This is a genomic window from Agromyces zhanjiangensis (genome assembly GCF_040496055.1).
Lineage (GTDB): Bacteria > Actinomycetota > Actinomycetes > Actinomycetales > Microbacteriaceae > Agromyces > Agromyces zhanjiangensis.
The window spans coordinates 68,038-91,282 of sequence record NZ_JBEPKB010000009.1; the positions used below are offsets into that span (position 1 = coordinate 68,038).

At 72.4% G+C, this 23,245-nt stretch carries 18 protein-coding genes; 9 read left to right on the plus strand and 9 right to left on the minus strand.

The annotated features are described in order from the left end of the window. The first annotated feature begins 358 nt into the window (after positions 1-358). Positions 359-2,041, plus strand: coding sequence for a hypothetical protein (locus tag ABME02_RS15500; RefSeq protein WP_353816236.1), 1,683 nt, complete (start codon positions 359-361; stop codon positions 2,039-2,041). Positions 2,042-2,197: 156 nt separating this feature from the next. On the opposite strand, the gene ilvC is transcribed toward ABME02_RS15500, so the two are convergent. The 5 genes from ilvC to ABME02_RS15525 all read right to left on the minus strand — a co-directional run bounded on the left by ilvC (position 2,198) and on the right by ABME02_RS15525 (position 9,642). Beyond that, positions 2,198-3,226, minus strand: a complete 1,029-nt coding sequence (ilvC, locus tag ABME02_RS15505) for a ketol-acid reductoisomerase (RefSeq protein WP_155049924.1) — start codon at positions 3,224-3,226, stop codon at positions 2,198-2,200. Positions 3,227-3,295: 69 nt separating this feature from the next. Beyond that, on the minus strand, positions 3,296-3,805 hold the full coding sequence (ilvN, locus tag ABME02_RS15510) for an acetolactate synthase small subunit (RefSeq protein WP_155843547.1): 510 nt from the start codon (positions 3,803-3,805) through the stop codon (positions 3,296-3,298). Positions 3,806-3,807: 2 nt separating this feature from the next. Then, positions 3,808-5,616, minus strand: a complete 1,809-nt coding sequence (locus ABME02_RS15515; protein WP_353816237.1) for an acetolactate synthase large subunit — start codon at positions 5,614-5,616, stop codon at positions 3,808-3,810. Between the two features lie 46 nt (positions 5,617-5,662). Then, entirely contained in the window at positions 5,663-7,357 is a 1,695-nt protein-coding gene (gene ilvD / locus ABME02_RS15520; protein ID WP_353816238.1) for a dihydroxy-acid dehydratase, read from the minus strand. Positions 7,358-7,467: 110 nt separating this feature from the next. Further along, entirely contained in the window at positions 7,468-9,642 is a 2,175-nt protein-coding gene (locus ABME02_RS15525; RefSeq protein ID WP_353816338.1) for a bifunctional alpha,alpha-trehalose-phosphate synthase (UDP-forming)/trehalose-phosphatase, read from the minus strand. 175 nt (positions 9,643-9,817) lie between these two features. On the opposite strand from ABME02_RS15525, the gene ABME02_RS15530 reads away from it, so the two are divergent. Further along, positions 9,818-10,663, plus strand: a complete 846-nt coding sequence (locus tag ABME02_RS15530) for a sugar phosphate isomerase/epimerase family protein (RefSeq protein ID WP_353816239.1) — start codon at positions 9,818-9,820, stop codon at positions 10,661-10,663. Between the two features lie 64 nt (positions 10,664-10,727). Here the strand turns inward: ABME02_RS15530 and ABME02_RS15535 are convergent, their stop codons facing one another. The 3 genes from ABME02_RS15535 to ABME02_RS15545 are packed head-to-tail and all read right to left on the minus strand — an operon-like array spanning position 10,728 to position 16,480. After that, on the minus strand, positions 10,728-12,974 hold the full coding sequence (locus tag ABME02_RS15535) for a YhgE/Pip family protein (protein ID WP_353816240.1): 2,247 nt from the start codon (positions 12,972-12,974) through the stop codon (positions 10,728-10,730). Next, positions 12,971-15,865 carry an MMPL family transporter gene (locus tag ABME02_RS15540; protein WP_353816241.1) on the minus strand — a complete coding sequence of 965 codons (2,895 nt, stop codon included), beginning with the start codon at positions 15,863-15,865 and terminating at the stop codon, positions 12,971-12,973. Before ABME02_RS15540 ends, ABME02_RS15535 begins: the two co-directional genes overlap by 4 nt. Positions 15,866-15,874: 9 nt before the next feature. Then, the gene (locus ABME02_RS15545) at positions 15,875-16,480 is read right to left on the minus strand and encodes a TetR/AcrR family transcriptional regulator (protein ID WP_353816242.1); all 606 of its coding nucleotides are present in this window, start codon (positions 16,478-16,480) and stop codon (positions 15,875-15,877) included. Positions 16,481-16,607: 127 nt separating this feature from the next. Here ABME02_RS15545 and ABME02_RS15550 point away from each other — a divergent pair, with 127 nt between their 5' ends. From ABME02_RS15550 to ABME02_RS15580, 7 genes are all read left to right on the plus strand, one after another. Beyond that, the gene (locus tag ABME02_RS15550) at positions 16,608-16,796 is read left to right on the plus strand and encodes a hypothetical protein (protein ID WP_353816243.1); all 189 of its coding nucleotides are present in this window, start codon (positions 16,608-16,610) and stop codon (positions 16,794-16,796) included. 140 nt (positions 16,797-16,936) lie between these two features. After that, positions 16,937-17,380, plus strand: coding sequence for a hypothetical protein (locus ABME02_RS15555; RefSeq protein WP_353816244.1), 444 nt, complete (start codon positions 16,937-16,939; stop codon positions 17,378-17,380). Between the two features lie 278 nt (positions 17,381-17,658). Beyond that, complete coding sequence (locus ABME02_RS15560; RefSeq protein WP_353816245.1) at positions 17,659-18,300, plus strand: biotin transporter BioY; 642 nt, start codon at positions 17,659-17,661, stop codon at positions 18,298-18,300. Beyond that, on the plus strand, positions 18,297-19,541 hold the full coding sequence (locus ABME02_RS15565) for a class I adenylate-forming enzyme family protein (protein ID WP_353816246.1): 1,245 nt from the start codon (positions 18,297-18,299) through the stop codon (positions 19,539-19,541). Before ABME02_RS15560 ends, ABME02_RS15565 begins: the two co-directional genes overlap by 4 nt. Further along, complete coding sequence (locus tag ABME02_RS15570; protein WP_353816247.1) at positions 19,538-20,698, plus strand: thiolase family protein; 1,161 nt, start codon at positions 19,538-19,540, stop codon at positions 20,696-20,698. Before ABME02_RS15565 ends, ABME02_RS15570 begins: the two co-directional genes overlap by 4 nt. Continuing rightward, a complete protein-coding gene (locus ABME02_RS15575; RefSeq protein WP_353816248.1) occupies positions 20,695-21,375 on the plus strand; it encodes an energy-coupling factor ABC transporter ATP-binding protein in 681 nt (226 codons plus the stop codon). Before ABME02_RS15570 ends, ABME02_RS15575 begins: the two co-directional genes overlap by 4 nt. Before the next feature lie 7 nt (positions 21,376-21,382). Further along, a complete protein-coding gene (locus ABME02_RS15580) occupies positions 21,383-21,976 on the plus strand; it encodes an energy-coupling factor transporter transmembrane component T family protein (protein WP_353816249.1) in 594 nt (197 codons plus the stop codon). Here ABME02_RS15580 and gnd read toward each other — a convergent pair. Next, positions 21,973-23,082, minus strand: a complete 1,110-nt coding sequence (gnd, locus tag ABME02_RS15585; RefSeq protein ID WP_353816251.1) for a phosphogluconate dehydrogenase (NAD(+)-dependent, decarboxylating) — start codon at positions 23,080-23,082, stop codon at positions 21,973-21,975. The two genes, ABME02_RS15580 and gnd, sit on opposite strands and share 4 nt — an antisense overlap. Positions 23,083-23,245 lie beyond the last annotated feature (163 nt).

Consider the following 23,245-nt stretch of genomic DNA (forward strand, 5'->3'; position numbering starts at 1 on the left):
TCGGCCCTCCGCCGCCGAGGCGTATCGGCGCTGGCCCGACGACCCGCGGACCCGGTCAGGGTTGATGGGTGTGCTGCAGCACGCGGACGGCTTCATGGGGAACGCGTACGTCGGCGATCCGCCCGTTCCGGGCGCCGTCGTTCCCGGGACCGAGACCGCCTTCGTCGCGACGCCGGACGGAGACATCTCCATCCGCGACCTCGGGACCGGCGCCGTCGTTCGAGCGTTCGGTGCGCCGACCTCGGTCCCGTTCATCAGTCGCCCGGTCGCCCTCGCCGGAGTGAGCGGCGACGGCCGTGTCGGCGTCGTGCTCCGGCCCGCGGAGGTGGAATCCGCCGGACCCTTCGATCGCGATGTCGTGTCGTCCGAGCTGGTCGCCCTCGACCTCGCGCGTGGCGAGCCGATCCTCGGTCCCGAGCTGGTGCAGATCGGCAATGGCGCGCTCGCCGTCGCCCCGGACGGATCATCGATCGCGATCGCCGACGACCATGATGGGTCGCTCGCGATCATCAGGACCGACACCGGGACCGAGCGCCGACTTCCCGCTCGTTCGACCGAATCCAGCACCTCCCTGCTCTACGCCGCCGACGACCGGCTCATGGTGGGAGGGCCCGGCGAGGAGGTGGACGTCGTGGACGTGACGACCGCCACGATCGTCGACTCGGTGCCGGTGCCGGAGTACACGACGAACCTCGCGCTCGGGATCAGCCCGTCCGGCGTGCTCGTCGCGAGCGGCGATGCGGGGGTCATCGCCTACGACCTCGGCGAGGAACGTCTGCTCTGGCACAACGACGAACTCCCGTCGCCGTGCGACTTCGTCGCGGTCTCCGAGGAGGTCGGGACTGTCTACTGCGCCGGCTGGTTCGGGCTCATCCCGCAGCTCGACCTTGCCGACGGCACCGCGTTCGAGTCGGGCCTCACGTCGCTGCTCGGCGACACCGGCCCGCTCTTCGTCACCGATGGCGGCACGACGCTGGTGGCCATGCTCGTCCACTCGGGCGTGATCGCCCGATGGAGCCTCGCGGGCGACGGTCCGTCCCGGAGGCTCCTCGCGCCGGGGGAACTCGCCTTCGGATACGGCCGGACGGAGAGCACGATCATCACGGCTCCAACCGGGATCGGCGATCCCACGGCGAGCAGCTCCTGGTCGGACGCGGTCGTGCGCGATTCGGCGACGGGCGAGATCCGGTATCGGTTCGACGCTCCGCTGTCGGACATCACGTGGATCGCGGACGACCGTCTGATGATCCGGTACTCGGGCGAGGACGAATGGCGCGTGATCGAACGCGACGGCTCGTCGGCGCCGGTGCCGATGCAGGCTGACTGGCTGTGGATCATTCAGGCGGGGACGAGGATGGTGACGCGCACTGATTCCCCGTCGATCTCGGTGCTCGATGCGCGCACGTTCGAGCCGATCGGTGAACCGATCGAACTCGGCGGCATGCCGGCATGGGCGTCGGCGGCACCCGACGGCTCACGGCTCGGGGTCACGTACTTCGTCGACGACGTCACGATGATCGACGGCGCGGTCACGCCGTTCCGACTCGCGATCGTCGACCCCGCGACGTCCGAGATCGTCGCCGATGAACCGGTTCCGTTCGGCGCCTTCATCCTCATCGGCGATGGCCAGCTGATCGGCATGAACGACGACCGCGTGGACCGATACGGCATCGATCCGATCGAGAAGATCGGCACCCTGCCCGGCACCGCGGGCGGCCTCGGGTCGCCCACGCTCAGCGACGACGGCCGGACCCTGCTGGTCAGCGCGGGGGACGGATCCAGGATGCTCTACGACCTGGCGAGCGGGGTGCGCCTCGGCGAGCCGATCACGGGCGGAACGGGGAACACGGGCATGCTCCGCCCCGATGGTCTCGAGATGGCCATCTCGATGCCCGAGGGCGTCATCGTGTGGGACCTCGACCCCGACCGCCAGTTCGCCGCAGTCTGCCGCATCGCCGGTCGCAACCTGACCGTGCAGGAGTGGAACACCTACCTCCCCGAGTTCGGCGAACCAGAGGACACCTGCGATTTCGCTGGCTGACTCCGGAGACGCCGGATGCCCCGACCCGTGCGGGTCGGGGCATCCGGATGTCGTCAGGACGCGAGCGTCAGCGAGCGACCTCGCCGCCGCCACGCGCCGAAGGCGCATCGAGCAGCACATCGTCGCCGACTACGACGACGCGCGAGGACGCGAGCGTCAGCGAGCGACCTCGCCGTCGACGTAGTCGTCCTCGTTGACCTGCGTCCAGGCGAAGAGCTTGCGCAGGTCGCGGCCGGTGGTCTCGATGGGGTGCTGCTCGCCCTTGGCGCGGAGCTCGAGGAACTCCTTCTGGCCGTTGTCCTGGTCGGCGATGAAGCGCGTGGCGAAGGTGCCGTCCTGGATGTCGGCGAGCACCGCCTTCATGTTCTCCTTGACCGACGGGTCGATGACGCGCGGGCCCGAGACGTAGTCACCGTACTCGGCCGTGTCGGAGACCGACCAGCGCTGCTTGGCGATGCCGCCCTCCCACATGAGGTCGACGATGAGCTTCAGCTCGTGGAGCACCTCGAAGTAGGCGATCTCGGGCTGGTAGCCGGCCTCGACGAGGGTCTCGAAGCCGTACTGCACGAGCTGCGACGTGCCACCGCACAGCACGGCCTGCTCGCCGAACAGATCGGTCTCGGTCTCTTCCGTGAAGGTCGTCTTGATGACGCCGGCGCGGGTGCCGCCGATGCCCTTGGCGTAGGACTTCGCGATGTCCCAGGCCGTGCCCGAGGCGTCCTGCTCGACGGCGATGATGTCGGGGATGCCGCGGCCGGCGACGAACTCGCGGCGCACGGTGTGGCCCGGCGCCTTCGGCGCGACGAGGATGACGTCGACGCCCGCGGGGGCCTCGATGTAGCCGAAGCGGATGTTGAAGCCGTGGCCGAAGACGAGCACGTCGCCCTCGTTCAGGTTGTCCTTCACCGACTCGGCGAAGATGTGACGCTGGTACTGGTCGGGAGCGAGGATCACGACGACGTCGGCCCAGGCCGCCGCGTCGGCGACGTTCTTGACCTCGAAGCCGGCCTCTTCCGCCTTCTGGATCGACTTCGAGCCCTCCTTGAGGCCGATGACGACCTCGACGCCCGAGTCGCGCAGGTTCTGGGCGTGCGCGTGGCCCTGCGAGCCGTAACCGATGACGGCGACCTTCCGACCCTGGATGATCGAGAGGTCCGCGTCCTGGTCGTAGTACATCTCAGCCATTGCTGTTCTTTCTCCTTGCGTGGGGTTCAGGTGACGGATGCCTCGGCGCGACGCCGCGGCATCCGCTGGTCAGTTCTTGAAGACGCGTTCGGTGATGGACTTGCCGCCGCGCCCGATGGCGAGGAGGCCCGACTGGGCGATCTCCTTGATGCCGTAGGGCTCGAGGACCTTCAGGAGCGCGTTGGTCTTGCCGGAGTCGCCGGTGACCTCGATCACGAGCGCGTCGGTCGAGACGTCGACGACGCGGGCGCGGAAGAGGTTCACCGCCTCGAGCACCTGCGAGCGCGTGGTGTTGTCGACGCGGACCTTGATCAGCAGGTGCTCGCGCTGCACCGACTGCGTCGGGTCGAGCTCGACGATCTTGATGACGTTGACGAGCTTGTTCAGCTGCTTCGTGACCTGCTCCAGCGGGAGGTCTTCGACGTCGACGACGACCGTGATGCGGCTGAGGCCGTCGATCTCGGAGTGGCCGACCGCGAGCGACTCGATGTTGAAGCCGCGCCGCGCGAACAGTCCCGCGACGCGGGTCAGCAGGCCGGGCTTGTCCTCGACGAGGAGGGAGAGCACGTGGGTCGACATGTTCAGTCCTCCTGGCTGAAGGCCGGCGAGTGGTCGCGGGCGTACTGGATGTAGGAGTTGGAGACGCCCTGCGGGACCATCGGCCACACCATGGCGTCGGCGGAGACGACGAAGTCGATCACCACCGGGCGGTCGTTCGTCGCGAGCGCGAGCTTGATCGCGTCGTCGACCTCCTCCTCCTTCGTGACGCGGATGCCGAGTGCACCGTAGGCCTCGGCCAGCTTCACGAAGTCGGGGACGCGAGCGGTGTCGTGCCCCGTGTTCAGGTCGGTGTTGGAGTACCGGCCGTCGTAGAACAGGGTCTGCCACTGGCGGACCATGCCGAGCGAGGAGTTGTTGATGACCGCGACCTTGATCGGGATGTCGTTCAGGGTGCAGGTCGCGAGCTCCTGGTTCGTCATCTGGAAGCAGCCGTCGCCGTCGATCGCCCACACGGTGCGGTTCGGCTCGGCCACCTTCGCGCCCATGGCTGCAGGGACCGCGTAGCCCATGGTGCCCGCGCCGCCCGAGTTCAGCCACGAGTTGGGACGCTCGTACTTGATGAACTGCGCGGCCCACATCTGGTGCTGGCCGACGCCCGCGGCGTAGACGCCCTCGGGACCGGTGAGTTCGCCGATGCGCTGGATCACGTACTGCGGCGCGAGCAGCCCGTCGGAGGTCGGAGCGTAGCCGAGGGGGTACTCGGTGCGGAGGCCGTCGAGCGTGGCCCACCACTCCTCGAGGTCGGGTGCGCCGGCCTTCGTGACCTCGCGGTACGCGGCGAGCAGGTCGACGAGGACCTCCTTCGCGTCGCCCACGATCGGCACGTCGGCGGCGCGGATCTTGCCGATCTCGGCCGGGTCGATGTCGACGTGGACCACCTTGGCCTCGGGCGCGAACAGCGCCGCCTTGCCGGTCACGCGGTCGTCGAAGCGCGCGCCGAGGACGATCAGCAGGTCGGACTCCTGCAGCGCGAGCACGGCCGGCACCGTGCCGTGCATGCCCGGCATGCCGAGGTGCTGCTGGTGCGAGTCGGGGAACGCGCCCCGGGCCATGAGGGTCGTGACGACGGGCGCCTTCGTCGCCTCGGCGAGGGCCGTCAGCTCGTCGGAGGCGCCGGCGCGGATGATGCCGCCGCCGACGTAGAGCACGGGGCGCTTCGCCTCCGCGATGAGCTGCGCCGCGGCGAGCACCTGCTTGCCGTGCGCCTTCGTGATGGGACGGTAGCCGGGAAGGTCGAGCTTCGGCGGCCACGAGAAGGCGAACGTCGCCTGCTGGGCATCCTTCGTGATGTCGACGAGCACCGGTCCGGGGCGGCCGGTCGAGGCGATGTGCGCCGCGGCCGCGATCGTCGCCGGGATCTCCTCGGCGCGCTTGACGAGGAAGGAGTGCTTCGTGATCGGCATCGTGATGCCGACGATGTCGGCCTCCTGGAACGCGTCGGTGCCCATGAGGTTGGAGAACACCTGGCCGGTGATGGCGAGCATCGGCACCGAGTCCATGTGCGCGTCGGCGATCGCGGTGACGAGGTTCGTCGCGCCGGGGCCCGAGGTCGCGATCGCGACGCCGAGCTTGCCGGTCGAGGAGGCGTACCCCTCGGCGGCGTGGCCGGCACCCTGCTCGTGGCGGACCAGGATGTGCCGCAGGCGGCGGCTGTCGAGCAGCGGGTCGTAGACGGGCAGGATCGCACCGCCGGGCAGTCCGAACACGTCGGTGATGCCGATGAGCTCGAGCGATCGCACGACCGCCTCGGCTCCGGTGAGCATCTCGGGCCCGTTCTGGGACTGCGACAGGGTGGCGGGCGATGGCACGGGGTTGGCTTCCGTGGTCATTCGATTCCTGTTCATGGTGATGGTGAGTTCGGGACAGGCGAGAGCCTCAGCCCGTGGTCGCGCCTTCGGCAGCGGAGCGCACGAGCTTGGAGTACTTCGCGAGGACGCCTCGGGTGTAGCGCGGAGGAAGCGGAGCCCAGCCGTCACGGCGGGCTGCCAGCTCGGACTCGTCGACCAGTAGGTCGATGGAACGAGCCGCGATATCGACCCGAATCAGATCACCATCGCGCACGAAGGCGATCGGACCTGCGTCCACCGCCTCGGGTGCCAGATGGCCGATGCACAGGCCGGTTGTGCCGCCTGAAAATCGACCGTCCGTCAAGAGTAGTACATCTTTTCCGAGCCCCGCGCCCTTGATGGCGGCGGTGATGGCGAGCATCTCGCGCATGCCGGGGCCGCCCTTGGGACCCTCGTAGCGGATGACGACGACGTCGCCGTGCGTGATCTCGCCCGCGGTGAGCGCGTCCATCGCGGCGCGCTCGCGCTCGAACACGCGGGCGGGGCCCTCGAAGGTCGCGGCGTCGAAGCCCGCGGTCTTCACGACAGCGCCCTCGGGGGCGAGCGAGCCGTGCAGGATCGTGAGGCCGCCGGTCTCGTGGATCGGGTCGTCGAGCGTGCGGAGCACCTCGCCGTCGAGGGCGGGGATGTCCATCTCGGCGAGGTTCTCGGCGAGCGTCTTGCCGGTGACGGTGAGCGCGTCGCCGTGCATGAGCCCGGCCTCGAGCAGCGCCTTCATGAGCACGGGAAGGCCGCCGCGGCGGTCGACGTCGTTCATGACGTACTTGCCGAAGGGCTTGAGGTCGCCGATGTGCGGCACCTTCGAGCCGATGCGGTTGAAGTCGTCGAGGGTGAGCTCGACCTCGGCCTCGCGGGCGATGGCCAGCAGGTGCAGCACGATGTTCGTCGAGCCGCCGAGCGCCATGCCGACCGCGATGGCGTTCTCGAACGCCTTCTTGGTGAGGATCTGCCGTGCGGTGATGCCCTGCTTCAGCAACTCGACGACCGCCTCGCCCGAGCGGTGCGCGTAGTAGTCGCGGCGGCGGTCGGCGGAAGCCGGGGACGCCGACCCAGGGAGCGAGAGCCCGAGCGCCTCGGCGACCGACGCCATGGTGTTGGCGGTGTACATGCCGCCGCAGGCACCCTCGCCGGGCGCGAACGCGCACTCGATGCGCTTGGCGTCCTCTTCGCTCATCTTGCCCGCCTTGACGGCGCCGACCGCCTCGAACGAGTCGATGATGGTGATGTCCTTCTCGGTGCCGTCGGACAGGCGCACCCAGCCGGGCGCGATCGAGCCCGCGTAGAGGAACACCGAGGCGAGGTCGAGCCGCGCGGCGGCCATGAGCATGCCCGGGATGGACTTGTCGCAGCCCGCGAGGAGCACCGAGCCGTCGAGCCGCTCGGCCTGCATGACGACCTCGACCGAGTCGGCGATGACCTCGCGCGACACGAGCGAGAAGTGCATGCCCTCGTGGCCCATCGAGATGCCGTCGGAGACCGAGACGGTGCCGAACTGCAGCGGGTACCCGCCGCCGCCGTGCACGCCCTCCTTCGCGGCCTGCGCGAGGCGGCCGAGCGAGAGGTTGCAGGGCGTGATCTCGTTCCACGAGGACGCGATGCCGACCTGGGGCTTGTCCCAGTCGGCATCGCCCATGCCGACCGCGCGGAGCATCCCGCGACTGGTGGTGGCCTCGATGCCATCCGTGACGACGCGACTGCGGGGCTTGGGATCGATCTCCGACATGGGTCGAGTCTACGGGCCGCGCGCGACCCGTTTCGCCGCGGGATCGGCGCTCGCGGCGGCATCCGTTCGCCACGGCGTCCAGTGCGGGGCGGGTACCGCGCCGCGGCGTTTCAGCGCGCGGCGTCGCGCACGTCGGCGAGGAGCTCGAGCAGCTCGGCGACGTCGTCGGGCCCGTTCAGGCGATATGCGGCGAGCGACTTGCCCTGTCCGACCTTCACGCCGACGTCGACGCCCTCGAGGACCGCGAACGCATCCTCGTCGGTGATGTCGTCGCCCACGTAGATCACGGCGTCGGCCCCCGCGTGCTGTCGCAGCCGCACGAGCGCCTCGCCCTTGTCGCTCGCCCGGACCGCGAACTCGAGCACGTTCTTGCCGGAGCGCGTCGCGAGGCCGGGCAGTTCCTGCTCGACCATCTCGCGGGCGCTGCGCTGCAGCGCGGCACCGGCGCCGGCGCCCAGCTTGCGGGTGTGCAGCGCGATGCCGGCGGGCTTGCGCTCCACCCAGGCGCCGTCGGCGGCGGATGCCGCCTGCTCGACGATCTCGATGAGATGCTCGAGCCGCGTCAGCTCGCCCTCGCGCAAGTCGATCGTCACGTCTCCGCCGCTGTCGAGCTGCAGTTCGACGCCGTGCGATCCGCTGAGGAGCGCGGCGACGGGCGGCGACGCGACCTCCTTGAGGCTGTCGAGCGCGCGCCCGGAGACGAGCGCGACCCGGGTGTCCTCGTGCTCCGACATCCGTTCGATCGCGTCGCGGGCGCGTGCGGTCGAGCGGGCGTCCTCCGGGCGGTCGACGATCGGGGCCAGGGTGCCGTCGAAGTCGAGCGCGACCAGGAGCCGCGGAGCCTCGGCGAGCTTGGCGACGGCGCTGCGCAGCCCGTCGGGCACGCCCGGTGCGATCTTCCCGACCCCGGTGAGGGTCTCGAGGAAGGTCGCGGACCAGTTGGCGACGTCGTTCTCCTTGACCCGCTTGCGGAGCACCCGCATCCGGCGGGCCCGCTCGCGCTTCGAGAGCTTCGTGGCCTCGACCATGGCGTCCTTCAGGCCCTCGATGTCGTGCGGGTTCACGAGGATCGCCTGGCGGAGCTCGTCGGACGCGCCGGTGAACTCGCTGAGCAGCAGCACGCCGTCGTCGTCGTAGCGGCTCGCGACGTACTCCTTGGCCACGAGGTTCATGCCGTCGCGGAGCGCGGTGACGAGCATGACGTCGGCCGCGAGGTACAGCGCGGCCATCTCCTGGCGCGGGTAGCCGTGGTGGAGGTAGGTGATCGCCGGGTGACCGAGCGTGGAGTAGTCGCCGTTCAGGCGGCCGACCATGAGCTCGATCTCGTCGCGCAGCTGCCGGTAGGTCTCGACGCGCTCCCGCGACGGGCTCGCGACCTGCACGAGCGTGGCCTGCTGGACGGAGAGCCGCTCGTCGCGCAGCAGCTCGCCGAACGCCTTCATGCGGTGGCGGATGCCCTTGGTGTAGTCGAGGCGGTCGACGCCGAGCATCACGATGTCGGGGTCGCCGAGGCTGCGACGGATGGCGCGTGCGCGCTCCTGCACCTCGGGCATGCGCGCGAGCTCCTCGAACGCGGCCGCGTCGATCGAGATCGGGAAGTGGCGCGCGACCACGTGGCGCACCGTGTCGTTCTCCTCCGGGACGTCGACCACCGTGCCGCGCGTCTTGTAGCCGAACAGGCGCCGGACCGCGCGCGAGAAGTTCCCGGCATCCGCCGCCCGCTGGAAGCCGATCACGTCGGCGCCGAGCAGGCCCTCGACGACCTGGCGCCGCCACGGCAGCTGCGAGTAGATGCCGTACGCCGGGAACGGGATGTGGTTGAAGAAGCCGATGACGAGGTCGGGCCGGCTCTCGCGCAGCATGCGCGGCACGAGCTGCAGCTGGTAGTCCTGCACCCACACCACGGCGCCCTCGGCGGCGGCCGCCGCGGCGGCCTCGGCGAAGCGGCGGTTGACGGCGACGTACGCCTCCCACCACTCGCGGTGGAAGCTCGGCGGCGCGATGACGTCGTGGTAGAGCGGCCAGAGGGTGTCGTTCGAGAACCCCTCGTAGTACTCCTCGATCTCCTGCTCGGAGAGCGGGACGGGCACGATCGAGATGCCGTCGTGGTCGAACGGCGCGAACTCGCGGTCGGCGACGCCGGCCCAGCCGACCCATGCGCCGTCGTTGGCCCGCATGACGGGTTCGAGCGCGGTGACGAGCCCTCCCGGCGAGGCCTTCCACTGCGTGTCTGCGCCCTCGCCGCCGACGTAGTCGACGGGCAGGCGGTTGCTGACCACGACCATGTCGTAGATCGGCTCGATGTCGGGCTCGGTGTCGGAGTCGGTCGCGGGCTTCACGTCGTCGGATCCTCCTGGCGGCTCTCGGATCAGGCTAACAGCCGAAGGTCCCCACCCGATCCCCAGCCGTCGGGGCTAGACTTCCAGCCTCATGATCCGTATCGGTATGAGCACGACTTGCGTGTACCCACTCGAACCCGAGCACGCCTTCCGTATCGCGAAGGATGCCGGGTTCGACGGCGTGGAGATCATGGTCTCGCAGGAGGCGACGACGCAGGACCCCGAGGCGCTCGTCGAGATGTCCGAGCGCTACGAGCTCCCGATCCTCTCGATCCACGCACCGGTGCTGCTGCTCACGCACTTCGTCTGGGGCCGCGACCCGCGCGTGAAGCTGGCCCGCACGGCCGAGCTCGCCAAGGCGGTCGGAGCGGGCAGCGTCGTGGTCCACCCGCCGTTCCGCTGGCAGGCGAGCTACGCGCTCGAGTTCCTCCCGATCGTGCGCACGCTCTCGGAGGAGCACGGCGTCGAGATCGCGGTCGAGAACATGTTCCCGTGGCGCGCCGCGGGTCGGAACATGAAGGCCTACGCGCCCGGCTGGGACCCGCGCCAGATGGACTGCGACGCGGTGACCCTCGACTTCTCGCACGCCGCGCTCTCGGGCACCGACAGCATGCAGCTCGCGACCGACCTCGGCGAGCGCCTGCGTCACGTGCACCTGTGCGACGGGTCGGGGGCGATCGGCGAGGGCCAGATCTTCGACGAGCACCTGCTCCCGGGGCGAGGCAGGGAGCCCGTCGCCGAGGTGCTGCGCATGCTCGCCGACCAGGGCTGGGACGGCTCGATCGTCGCCGAGGTGAACACGCGGAAGGCGAAGACCGAGTCCGAGCGGCTCGACATGCTGCGAGAGACCGTCGCGTTCGCACGCGAGCACACCGCCGTCGCACCGACCGCCGCGCCGACCGAGGCACCGAACGAGTCGCCGCTCCGCCGCGTCATCGACGCGATCATCCCAGGCCGCCACTCCTAGCCGGTCGCCGCCTCCGAGTCGGCTGCGGCGCAGGGCACCGGCCCCGACGCCGCCGCGCTGCAGGTCAGGCGCTCACCGGGGTGAGCCGCGGTGCGGTGCGGATGCCGCGGCGCCTTGCGACCACGATCGCGGTGCCCGCCACCCCGAGCACGCCGAACAGCATCAGCGCTCCGGCCGCGGCCCAGACCCCGGATCCGCCCGCGCCCGAGACGATGAGCTGCATGCCCTGGACCGCCCAGGTCAGCGGCAGGAACGGGCTGATCGCCTGGTACGGCCCGCTCACGATCTCGAGCGGGTAGACCCCGCCGGATGCCGCGAGCTGCAGCACCACGAGCACGAGCGAGACGACCGTGCCGATCCGGCCGAGCCAGGCGCTGAGGAACGCGTGGATCGCCGTGAACACCACCGCGAGCAGCGCCGAGAACGCGAGCGTCTGCGGCAGCAGCGACCACGCGACGCCGAGCACGGCGTGCATGAGCAGCACCACGGCGGCCGCCTGGGCGAGTCCGACGAGCGACCCGCGGAAGAGCGTGCGTGCGACGAGCGTGCTCGTCGGCGCAGTCGTCTCGAGCGCCTCGCGGCGGAGCGGCCGGAACACGAGGAACAGCGTCATCGCGCCGAGCCAGAGCCCGATGGGGCCGATGAGCATCGCGACGACCTCGCCGAACGTGGAGATCTCGTTGGCCCGGGTCGCCTCGGTGACGACCGGCTCGGCGACGACGCCCGCGGTCTCCTCCGGGTCGAGCCCCTCGAGCGACGAGGTGCCCTCGGCGCCCTGGGCGAGGCCGTCGGCGAGCTCACCCGTGCCGTCGGCGAGCTCGGCCGCACCGTCGGCGGATGCCGCGGCACCGTCGCTCAGCTGGGTGAGGCCGCTCGCGATGCCGCTCACGCCGGACGCGAGGCCGTCGGCGCCGTCGCGCAGTGCGGGCGACCCGGCCGCCGCCTGGGACGCGCCTCCGGAGAGCTGCGAGATGCCGGACTGCAGGCCGTCGATGCCCGACCCGGTGCCGGAGGCGAGCGCGGCGCCGCCTGCGGCGAGTTCGTCGAAGCCCGTCGCGGTGCCGGCGCGGAGCGCGTCGCCACCGTCGACGAGCTTCGTGAAGCCGCCGGCGGTCCCTGCCTGGAGCTGGTCGCCGCCGGCCACGAGCTGGTCGAACGTCGCGTCGGTGCCGGCGACGAGGGCGGCACCGCCGTCGGCGGCGGCGTGCACGCCCGCCACGTACTGCGCGATCGCCGCCTGGAGCGCAGCACCGCTCGGGTCGGCTGCGAGCAGCGCGGGCACGGATGCCGCGAGCTGGTCACCGCCGGCCGCGAGCTCGCCGATGCCGTCGACGTAGTCGGACGCCCCCTGGGCGAGACCGTCGCCCGCGAGCCCGATGCCGTCGACGTAGGCCGCGATCCCATCGTCGACGCCCGTGCCCGCGGAGCGGACGCCCGCGACGTACTGGGCGATGCCGCCGTCGATGCCGGACCCGGCCTGCGCGACGCCGCCGACGTACTGCGAGACGCCCGACGTGATGCCGTCGAGTCCGGCCGCCTCGGTGTCGAGGGTGCCGATCCCGCCCGCGAGCTGCTCGACGCCCGACGTGTACTGGCCGACGCCCGACGCGTATGCGGCGGCGCCGTCGGCGGCCTCCGCGGTGCCGTCGGCGGCCGAGCCGATGCCGCCTGCGAGCTGGTCGAGGCCGGTCGCGAGCGAGTCGGCGCCGTCGGCGAGCTGGCCCGCGCCGTCCGCGGCGTCGCCGAGCGAGCCGCCGACCTGGACGAGGTTGCCGTAGAGCCCCTCGAGGTACTGCGTCGTGAGCTGCTGCCCGAACGTCGTCGCGATCGCGTCGCCGACCGCGGAGCCGATCGTGCCGGCCAGGTAGCTGTGCGCGTCATCGGTGCGGATGTCGAGCGCCGCCGTCGTCGGCGCGTCGCCCGCGAGCGAGGTGACCGAGGCCGAGAAGTCGGCCGGGATGGTGAGCACCGCGTACGCGTCGCCGTCGGCGAGCTTGGCGGCTGCCTCCTCGTCGTTCGAGATCGTCCAGTCGAACCCGGTGTCGCCGTCGCCGGTGAGCTCGGTCACGAGCAGGCGACCGGCGAGCACGGGCTGCTCCTCGCCGTCGGGGGTGGTGGTCGTGACCATCTCGTCGTTGTTCACCACGACGGCGGGGATCGAGTCCATGCGCTCGTCGGCGCCGCCGACCGCACCGGCGACGAGGCCTGCGACGGCGAGCGGGACGGCGATGACGGCCGCGAGGAGCGCGGCACGGCGGCCTCGGCGGCGCACCGCGGGCGCGACCTGGGCGGGGGCGTCGGGTCGGGTCATCGGAGTGCCTCCATGGGGCGAGTGGCGAGGTCGATCGTGCGGATGCCGCGGGGCGCGAGCGCCGCGCCGGCGGCGTCGAGGTCGGCGTCGGGGTCGGCGGTCGCGATGAGCACGACGCCGGGGGGCAGGATGCGGTCGAGCGCCGTCCACGCGGCGGCCGAGCCGGAGAGGCCGTCGAAGTCGACGACGATCGCCCGGGGGTGCTCGGCGAGCGCCGCCGAGACCGTGACGAGCAGTCGGTCGAGCGCGTCGAGCGACGCGATCGGGGTGTCCGGGTCGATCGTCCGCGAGCGGCGGGAGGCCTCGTCGCCCGGCGCCGTGCGTGCGTCCGCGACGCGGCGCAGCGCCGCGTCCACGGCCGATCGGGTCGAGTCGAGGCGGTACCAGGCTCGGGTCGCGTCGGCACGCGCGGCGATGAGCTCGCCCGCGCTGCCCGCGGCCGCGGCATCCGCTGCCCCGTCGGCGATCGCGACGCGGCGCATGACGGTGCCGGCATCGATCGGGAGGGGTGCGTCGAGGACCGCGAGGCGCCCGCCCGCGGGCAGCACGCGCCCGGCGAGGGTGGCGGCCACGAGTCGGCGCTCGGCGGGCTCGCCGAGCACGACGAGTGCGCCGCCGCGCGGCACCACCACCGAGATCGGGCCGATCGGCACCGCCGGGTCGCCGACGAGGAGGTCCTCGGCGAGCACGTCGGCGTCGCGCGCGGCCGCCCACTCCGACTCGGCGAGGTGGGCGCGCAGGCCCTCGCCCTCGATGTCGACGTCGGGGAGGATGCGGCCGAGCCACTTCGGCAGCCACCACGCCCCGCGGCCGGCGAGCGCCATCGCGGCGGGCACCAGCGTCATGCGCACCAGGAACGCGTCGAAGGCGACGCCCACGGCGAGCGCGAACGCGATGCCCTTGATCACCCCGGTCCCCTCCGGAACGAACGCGAAGAAGACGAAGAACATGATCAGGGCGGCCGCCGTGACCACGCGCGCGGCGTGCTGGAAGCCGTGCACGATCGAGTTCCGCGCGTCGCGCGTCTTCACGAACTCCTCGCGCATGCCCGAGACGAGGAACACCTCGTAGTCCATGGCGAGGCCGAAGAGCACGGCCATCAGCAGGATCGGCAGGAAGCTCAGGATCGGCCCGGGCTCGATGTGCATGAGGTCGGCGAGCCATCCCCACTGGAAGACCGCGACCGTGAGGCCGATCGCGCCGAACGCCGAGAGCAGGAAGCCGAGCGCGGCCTTGATCGGCACGAACAGCGAGCGGAACACGATGAGGAGCAGGATCACCGAGAGGCCGACGACGATGAGCGCGAACGGCACGAGGGCGTCGTTCAACCGCTGCGAGATGTCGATGGACACGGCGGTGTAGCCGGTCACGGCGATCGGGGTGCCGAACTCGTCGACGATGTCGTCCTCGAGCGCTCGGATGTCCTGGACGACCTGCTTGGTCTCGGGATCGGTCGGGCCCGACTCGGGGATCACCTGGATGATCGCGGTGTCGACCGTCTCGTTCGGCAGGCCCTGGCCGACGTAGGCGACGCCGTCGACCTCGGCGAGCCGGGCGCCGATCGCATCGAGGTCGTCGAAGATGTCGGTGGTCTGCGTGATGTCGACCGTGACGATGAGCGGGCCGTTGTAGCCGGGGCCGAAACCGGCCTCGATCATGTCGTACGCCTCGCGCTGGCTCGTGCCCTCCTCGCCCCGGCCGCCGGGGAGGTTGAGGTCGAGGCTCGCCGCCGGAATCGCGGCGGCGCCGAGCAGGCCGACGACGAGCAGCACGAACACGACCGGCGCCTTCAGCACGGTGTCGACCCAGCGGCGGCCCATGGTGCGCGTGCCCGAGTCGTCGGAGGCGACCGCACGACGGTGTGCGCGGCTGCCGGGCTTCGGGGCGAGGCGGCCCGTGGCGAGGCCGAGCAGGGCGGGCAGCAGGGTGGTGGCGCCGAAGACGGCGACGAGCACGGCGAACGCGGCGCCGACGCCCATGACGCTGAGGAACGGGATGCCGACGACGAGGAGGCCGAGGAGCGCGATGATCACGGTGAGGCCCGCGAACACGACCGCGCCGCCCGCGGTGGCGACGGCCTCCGCCGCGCTCTCCTCGGGGTCCATGCCCCGCGCGAGCTGGGTTCGATGGCGGGACAGGATGAACAGCGCGTAGTCGATGCCGACCGCGAGGCCGATCATGACGGCGAGCATCGGTGCGGTGCTCGACACGGTCGCGAACGCCGCGACGACCGAGATGCCGCCGAAGGCGGTGCCGACCCCGACGAGCGCGGTGAGCAGCGGCATCCCCGCCGAGAGCAGCGAACCGAACGTGATGAGGAGCACGACGCCGGCGAAGATCACGCCGAACGCCTCGGTGATCGTGAGCCCGAACGTGGTCTCCTGGAAGACCTCGCCGCCGAACGCGACCTCGAGCCCGGCGTCGCGGCCGATGTCGCCGGTCGCGAGGACGGCGTCGATCTGGTCCTCGGTGACATCCGTCACCTGGCCGTCGAACTGCACCTGGATGTACGCGGAGCGCGAGTCGCCGGAGACCTGGTCGCCGGCGTACTCGTCGAACGGGCCGAGCACGCTCGCCACGCCGTCGAGGTCCTCGAGCCGCGACTCCATGTCGTCGATGGCGTCGCGGTACGGGGCGTTCTCGACGGAGTCGCCGTCGGGCGCCTCGACGACGGCCTTCGCGGCCGCGCCGGCGGTCTGGGGGAAGACGGCGGCGAGCTGGTCGATCGCGTCCTGCGATTCGGTGCCGGGGATCGCGTACGACTCCTGGAGCTGGCCGCCGAGGGCGATGCCGCCGCCGACGAGCCCGCCGAGGGCGATCACCCAGGCGACGATGACGATCCAGGCGCGGCGATAGGCGAAGCGTCCGATGCGGTGGAGGAGGAGGGCCACGGTTCTCTCTCAGTTGCTGTGGGGCGAGGCTGGGGCGAGGATGTCGGCGATGATGCGACGGAGCGCGCCCCGCAGCTCCTCGTCGCTCGGCAGCGTCGACTCGTCGGCGAAGGTCCGGCCGGCGGTGAGCAGGAACGCGGCCCCGCCGAGCGCGATGCCGAACCGCACCTGGTCGTCGACGCTCTCGCGCTCCTCGCACACGGCCGCCGCGAGGCGGCGGACGGCGACGTTGGCGCGGGCGATCACGGGCAGCTCGGCGAGGCTCTGGCCCTGCGTGAGGAACACATGGATGGCCTCGCGGTGCTCGAGCAGCAGGTCGACCACCCGGTCGACGAGCGCACGGCGACGGGCCCCGCGCGCGCCGCTGCCGCGGCCGGCGAGGAAGTCCTCGAGCACGTCCTCGAAGCCCTCGACGGCGGGTTCGATCGCGGCCTCAAGCAGCGCCTCCTTCGACGTGAAGTGGTACAGCACGCTCGACTTCGAGTAGCCGGCCTCGTCGGCGATGTGCTGCAGCGACGTGCCGGCGAAGCCGACCGTGGAGAACTGCTCGAGGGCGGCGTGCTTCAACTCGTCGGCGGCGCGCACGCGCGTCGTCGTTCTCGCATCGGTGGGCATGCGATCGACCGTAGTTGACCGATCGGTCAGAGACTGCACGATCGGTCAGACTCGGGGCGTTCTCCCAGTCTGCGCCGCGCCCGTCAACCGGTCGCGCCGGCCCGTTTCGACGCGATAGCGTTGCGGAATGCGCAAGTACCTCTTCAGTGGAGCGGTCCTGAGTTCGCTGTTCGGCGCGATCGGAGTCATCCGCGCGACGCAGGCGGGGCCTCGCGACTGGAGGCTCGTGCTCATGTGGGTCTCGTGGGCCGCGACGCTCGCCATCGCGATCGGAACGGTCGCCGACGAGCAGAAGCGCCGCGAGCTGGCCGAGTAGCTCGGCCGCCCCGCACCGTCCGCGTCCGACGGCTCGGCGCCCTCGCGGCGTGTCCGAGCCCGGGGGGTCGCCGCGTGACGGACACTGGACGAAACGCCGTCCGACGTAGTCCGCCACCAGTTCCGACCGAGAGGACACCGATGTTCCGCCGCTGGCGCCGCGCACGGCTCGCCGCACAGGCCGCAGCCCACACCGCACCCGCGCCCTCGCCCCGCGCCACCGCCGCAGACCTCCGTGGCGAGCACATCTTCGAGCTCGTCAACGCCCGCCTGTCGCGGTTCATCGGTCCGGACGGCCAATGGTCCCTCGTCCGCCGCCAGGCGGACGACTCCGATCGCATCTTCCAGGCGATGCTCACCCACCAGATCGCTGCCGAGGTGACGCGCGCCATCCTCGAGGAGCGCGAGCAGGTCGCGGTCGTCGTGCCCGCCGACGAGACGTCGCACGCGCTCAGCTGGACGCCGGCCCCGCTCGTGATGTGGGCCGACCCGGTCGAGACGAGCGAGGCGGATGCCGCGGAGTCCGCGATCGACGCCGACAACGTCGCCGAGCTGGCGGTCGAGGAGCCCGCGCGCGCCGCGTGACCAACCTGACCGGCGCCGTCGTCCGATGCGGTTCGCCGGCGATACGGTGGCCCGCGTGCTGCCACCATCCACCCCGCGGACGGTCGATCCGTGCAGCTGAGGCACGACTGAATCCGGCCTGCATCGCACACGTCGACCGTTCACGCAGCACGGCGGCTCCGCCACTCCAAAATCGGTCGGCGTTTCTTGTACGGCCACCTCGCGCGGCGCCTCCTCCGCGGTTCGTAGCGTGAACGGCACGGGCACCCCCGCCCCTCACGCCGACCGATGGGAACCGCATGACCGCCGCACCCAGCCCCGTCGCCGCGCCGGAACGGCGCCGCGTCCGCACCTCCGCCCGCGACCTCGCACAGATCGCCGTGTTCGCCGCGCTCATCGCCGCGCTCGGCCTGCCCGGCGCCCTGTACCTGGGCGGCACCGCGGTGCCGATCACGTTCCAGACGCTCGGCGTGATGCTCGCCGGCGCGATCCTCGGCGCGCGTAAGGGCGCGCTGAGCGTGCTCCTGCTCCTCGTGCTCGTCGCGGCGGGCCTGCCTCTGCTGTCGGGCGGGCGGGGCGGCCTCGGCGTCTTCGTGGGCCCGTCGGTCGGGTACCTGATCGGGTGGATCCTCGGTGCGCTGGTCATCGGCTGGTTCACGGCCCGCCTGCTCCCCCGCTACCGCGTCCTGCCCGCGCTCGGCGCGACCGCGCTCGGCGGCATCGTCGCGATCTACCTCGTCGGCGTCCCGGTCTTCGCCGCGATCACCGGCACGCCGCTCGGCGTCGCGATCGCCGGGTCCGCGATCTTCCTCCCGGGCGACATCGTGAAGGTCGTCGTGACCGTGCTCGTCGCGAAGGGGGTGCACCGCGCGTGGCCGGGGCTCATCGAGTCGCGCCCGTGGCCGTGGAGGCGCACCGCCGCGGAGGCCGCCGCGAAGTGATCGACCTGCTCGGCGCATCAGGCGACCGGATCGCGCTCTCGTTCGGCGGACGGAACGTCCGCTCCGACGAGCTCGCGCGTGCGGTCGCCCGCGCCGAGCTGCCCGCAGGGCGAGGTCCGATCGGATGCCGCGCCGACGTCGGCCCCGTCGCCGTGATCACGACCGTGCTCGCCGGCCTCGACCGTGGCCGGCCGGTGCTCGTCGGCGGAACCCAGGCCGACGCGGACCGCATGGCCGACGACCTACCGGCGGGCACCGGACTCGCACTCACGACCTCGGGGTCGACCGCGGCCGACGGCTCGCCGCGCGTGATCGCCCGCACGGTGGAGTCGTGGCTCGCGTCCACCGCACCGCTCGCCGCACTGGCCGGACTCGGACCCGACGACCGGGTCGCCGTGACCGGCCCGCTGTCGGTGTCGATGCACCTCTACGCGGCGCTCCATGCGCTCTGGATCGGCGCGATGGTCACCGACGGCCTGGGCACGGCGACGGCGGTGCACGCCACTCCGACGCGCCTCGCACGGCTCGTCTCCGCCGACGCGGCACCGCCCCGCACGGCGATCGTCGCCGGGGCGGCGCTCCCGCCCCGGCTCCGCGAGCAGGCGACCGCTCGCGGCATCCGCCTCGTGGAGTACTACGGCGCCGCCGAGCTGTCGTTCGTGCTCGCCGCCGGCCACGAACCGGGCGTCGACGCCGGCCTCGCGGCGTTCCCCGGCGTCGAGGTCGACGTGCGACCGGTCGACGCGGGGCTCGAGCTGTGGGCGCGATCGCCGTACCTCGCGCTCGGTGTCGTGGGCGGGCGGATGCGTCGCGACGCCGACGGGTACGCGACGGTCGGCGATCTCGTCGAGCGCACTCCGGGCGGCATGATCCGCGTGCTCGGTCGCGGGGATTCGGCGATCATCACGGCGGGCGCGACCGTGCTCGCCGAGGACGTCGAGGCGCACCTGATCGCACTCCCGGGCGTCGGCGACGCAGCAGTCGTGGGCGAGCCGCACGACCTGCTCGGCGAGCGCATCGTCGCAGTCGTCGAACTCGAGCCCGGCGCGCAGCTCGAGGCCGTTGCGCATGCCGCGCGCGCGGCACTCTCCCCGGTCGAGCTGCCGCGGCGCTGGTTCGCCGCCGAGCTGCCGCGCACCGCGTCGGGCAAGCCCGCGCGCGGGCGACTGCGCGAGGAGATCGCCGCCGGGCGACTCGGGACGGGGCATCCGCCCCCGTTCACCGACGGGAGGAACGCATGACCCGCGATCAGGCACCCGTCATCGTCGCCGCGCGACGCACGGCGATCGGCACCGCCGGGCGGGGCTTCGCCGGGCACACCGTGGACGCGCTCGCGGCGCCCGTGCTGGCCGCCGTCGCCGCCGAGGTCGCGCCCGCGGGCGTCGCGGTCGACGACGTGGTGCTCGGCAACTGCATGGGCCCCGGCGGCGATCTCGCACGCGTGGCCGCGCTGCGCGCCGGACTCGGCGCGCACGTGCCCGGCGTGACCGTCGACCGGCAGTGCGGGTCGGGGCTCGACGCGGTGATCCAGGCGGCGTCTCGCGTGCGCGCCGGCGACGCCGGGCTCGTGCTCGCCGGCGGCGCCGAGTCGGCGTCGACCGCCCCGCACCGGGCGTGGCCGGACACCGGGGAGCGCTACACGCGTGCGCCGTTCGCGCCGCCCGGCGTCCCGGACCCCGACATGGGTCCGGCGGCGGAGCACCTCGCGCAGGTGCGCGGCGTCACCCGCGAACGGCAGGATGCGTGGGCCGCGCGCTCGCACGCCCGCGCCGCCGCCGCTCGCGAGGCCGGAGGCTTCGATGCCGAGGTCGTGGCGATCGACGGCGTCGCGCGCGACGACCGCCCGCGGGCCGCGATGGATGCCGCGATGCTCGCGCGCTTCGCCCCGGTGTTCGACCGGGACCCGGGGGCATCCGCCGCCGACCGGGACGGCACCGTCACCGCCGGCAACTCGTGCGGGTTCTCCGACGGCGCGGCCGCCATGGCCGTGACCACCGCCGACCTCGCTCGCGGCCTCGGCCTGCCCGCGCTCCGCATCCGAGCGACCGCGGTCGCCGCGGGCGACCCCGCCCTGCCGGGCCTCGGCGCCGCCTGGGCGGGCCGCCGAGCGCTCGACCGCGCGGGCATGACGGCCGCCGACCTCGGGTTCGTCGAGATCACGGAGGCGTTCGCCGCGCAGGTGCTCGCCGTGAGCGACGAGCTCGGCCTCGATGAGGAGACCCTGTCCGGCGACGGCGGTGCGATCGCGCTCGGCCACCCGTGGGGCGCATCGGGCGCGATCCTGCTGGTGCGCCTCGCGGCCCGGATGGCGGCGGCCGACGACGCCCGTGCGGGCCTCGCGGCGTGCTCGATCGGCGGCGGGCAGGGCGTCGCGATGATCGTGGAGCGCGTCGCATGAGCGCCATCCGCTTCGACCGTGTCAGCCACCGATTCGACGACGAGCTCGTCGTCGACGACGTCACGCTCGAGCTCACCGAGCGGCGCATCGGCATCGTCGGCGCCAACGGCTCGGGCAAGTCGACCCTCGCTCGCATGGTCAACGGGCTCGTCACGCCCACGTCGGGCACGGTCACGGTCGACGGACTCGACGTCGCCCGCCACGGCCGCGAGGTGCGCCGCCGCGTCGGGTTCGTGTTCACGAACGCCGACACGCAGATCGTGATGCCGACCGTCCGCGAGGACGTCGCGTTCACGCTCCGACGCCACCGACTGGATGCCGCGACGGCGGCCGCACGCGTCGACGCCGTGCTCGACCGCTTCGGGCTCGCCGAGCTCGCCGACCGGCCCGCGCACCGTCTCTCGGGCGGGCAGAAGCAGCTGCTCGCCCTCGCCGCAGTGCTCGTCGGCGAGCCCGCGATCGTGGTGGCCGACGAGCCGACGACCCTGCTCGATGCGCGCAACGCGCGCCGCATCGCCGAGCACTTCGCGACGCTCGACGAGCAGCTCGTCGTCGTGAGCCACCACCTCGAGCTCCTCGAGTCGTTCGATCGCGTGATCGTGATGGAGGCGGGCCGGATCGTGGCCGACGGCCCGCCCGAGCACGCGCTCGACGCCTACCGGGCCCTGATCGGGTGATGCAGCCATGATCGGCGTGTACCACCCCGGCTCCTCGGTCGTCCACCGCGCTCCGGCGCTCGCGAAGCTCGCACTGCTCGCGGCCGCCGTGACGGCGACCGCGCTCGTCGGCTCGCTGCCGGTGCTCGGCATCGTGGCAGCGGCGACGCTCGGGCTCTTCGCGCTCGCCCGCATCCCGGTGCGTGTCGCCTGGCGCCAGGTCTCGCCGATCCTCTGGGTGCTCGCGTTCGCGGTGCCCGTGCAGTGGATGTTCGCCGGGTGGGAGACCGCCGCGACGATGGGCGTGCGGCTCGTGCTCGCCGTCGCGCTCGCGGCCGTCTACACGCTGACCACCCCGGTCACGGCGACCCTCGATGCGATGCAGGTGCTGCTGCGCCCGTTCGCGCGGTGGGTCGACCCCGACCGCGTCGGGCTGGCGCTGGCTCTCGCCATCCGCTGCGTGCCGCTGCTCGCCGACCTCGTGCGGGAGGTGCTCGAGGCGCGCAAGGCGCGCGGCGCCGAGGGGTCGCTGACCGCGCTCGCGGTGCCGGTCATCGTGCGCACGCTCCGCACGGCCGACCACCTCGGCGAGGCGCTGATGGCACGCGGGGTCGACGACTAGGCGTCGGCGCTCGCGCTTCCCGTCTCGAGCACGTCGCCGGCGGGGAGTTCCCGGTGGCCGCCGAACTGGAGGCGCATCGCGGAGAGCAGCTGGTTGGCGTAGCGGTCGTCCTCGCGCGAGGCGAAGCGCTCGAACAGGGCGGCCGCGAGCACCGGCGCCGGCACGCCGGTGTCGACCGCGGCCTTGACCGTCCACCGCCCCTCCCCCGAGTCGGAGACCCGGCCGGCGAGACCGTCGAGCGTCGGGTTCTCGACGAGTGCGGCCGCGGTCAGGTCGAGCAGCCACGACGAGATCACGGATCCGCGTCGCCACAGTTCGGCGACGGCCGGCGTGTCGATCGTGAACCGGTAGAACTCGGGCTCCTCGAGCGGGGCGATCTCTGCCGAGTGCTCCTCCGGGCGGAGTCCGGCATCCGCGTTCTTCAGGATGTTCAGCCCCTCGGCGAGCGCTGCCATGATCCCGTACTCGATGCCGTTGTGGACCATCTTGACGAAGTGACCGGAGCCGGACGGACCGCAGTGCAGGTACCCGCGTTCCTCCGGGGACAACTCCCCCGTGCGGCCCGGGGTCCGCTCGATGTCGCCGGGCCCGGGCGCGATCGAGCGGAGGATCGGCTCGATGCGCGTCACCGCCTCGTCCGGGCCGCCGACCATGAGGCAGTAGCCGCGCTCGAGGCCGAAGACCCCGCCGCTGGTGCCGGCGTCGACGTAGTGGATGCCCGATGGCGCGAGCGCCTCGGCGCGGCGCACGTCGTCGCGGTAGTTCGAGTTGCCGCCGTCGATGATCACGTCGCCGGCCTCGAGCACCGCGGCGACCTGGTCCACGAGCTTCCCGGTGATCCCGGCGGGGACCATCAGCCACACGGTGCGCGGCGCGTCGAGCTTCGTCGCCAGGTCGGCGATGCTCTCGGCGCCGGTCGCACCCTCGGCCGCGAGCGCGCTCACGGCGCCCGGATCGACGTCGTAGACGACGCAGTCGTGCCCGTCCCGCATGAGGCGGCGCACGATGTTCGCGCCCATCCGCCCGAGTCCCACCATCGCGATCTGCATGAGCCATCCCCCGTCGCTCAGCCGACTCGGATCGCTCGGTCCGGCCGGCGCGTTCACGCCGCAGTCTAGGACCCCTCGCGGGAGCGCCGCACGCGATGGAGCCCCGATCTCCGGCCTCACCGCGGCTCGTCGGGTGCGGTGTCCGCAGGTGCGGGCACACTGGTCGACGCGGACCCTTCTCCGCCGTTCGTCCCGCCGTCCCCCGGCCGACCTCCTGGAG

Excerpts from the sequence above, each read along its gene's own strand:
- ilvC (WP_155049924.1), bottom strand. The coding sequence starts at position 3,226 with ATGGCTGAGATGTACTACGACCAGGACGCGGACCTCTCGATCATCCAG.
- ilvN (WP_155843547.1), bottom strand. The coding sequence starts at position 3,805 with ATGTCGACCCACGTGCTCTCCCTCCTCGTCGAGGACAAGCCCGGCCTG.
- ABME02_RS15515 (WP_353816237.1), bottom strand. The coding sequence starts at position 5,616 with ATGACCACGGAAGCCAACCCCGTGCCATCGCCCGCCACCCTGTCGCAG.
- ilvD (WP_353816238.1), bottom strand. The coding sequence starts at position 7,357 with ATGTCGGAGATCGATCCCAAGCCCCGCAGTCGCGTCGTCACGGATGGC.
- ABME02_RS15525 (WP_353816338.1), bottom strand. The coding sequence starts at position 9,642 with ATGGTCGTGGTCAGCAACCGCCTGCCCGTCGACTACGTCGGCGGCGAG.
- ABME02_RS15535 (WP_353816240.1), bottom strand. The coding sequence starts at position 12,974 with ATGACCCGACCCGACGCCCCCGCCCAGGTCGCGCCCGCGGTGCGCCGC.
- ABME02_RS15545 (WP_353816242.1), bottom strand. The coding sequence starts at position 16,480 with ATGCCCACCGATGCGAGAACGACGACGCGCGTGCGCGCCGCCGACGAG.
- ABME02_RS15550 (WP_353816243.1), top strand. The coding sequence starts at position 16,608 with ATGCGCAAGTACCTCTTCAGTGGAGCGGTCCTGAGTTCGCTGTTCGGC.
- ABME02_RS15555 (WP_353816244.1), top strand. The coding sequence starts at position 16,937 with ATGTTCCGCCGCTGGCGCCGCGCACGGCTCGCCGCACAGGCCGCAGCC.
- ABME02_RS15560 (WP_353816245.1), top strand. The coding sequence starts at position 17,659 with ATGACCGCCGCACCCAGCCCCGTCGCCGCGCCGGAACGGCGCCGCGTC.
- ABME02_RS15570 (WP_353816247.1), top strand. The coding sequence starts at position 19,538 with ATGACCCGCGATCAGGCACCCGTCATCGTCGCCGCGCGACGCACGGCG.
- ABME02_RS15575 (WP_353816248.1), top strand. The coding sequence starts at position 20,695 with ATGAGCGCCATCCGCTTCGACCGTGTCAGCCACCGATTCGACGACGAG.
- ABME02_RS15580 (WP_353816249.1), top strand. The coding sequence starts at position 21,383 with ATGATCGGCGTGTACCACCCCGGCTCCTCGGTCGTCCACCGCGCTCCG.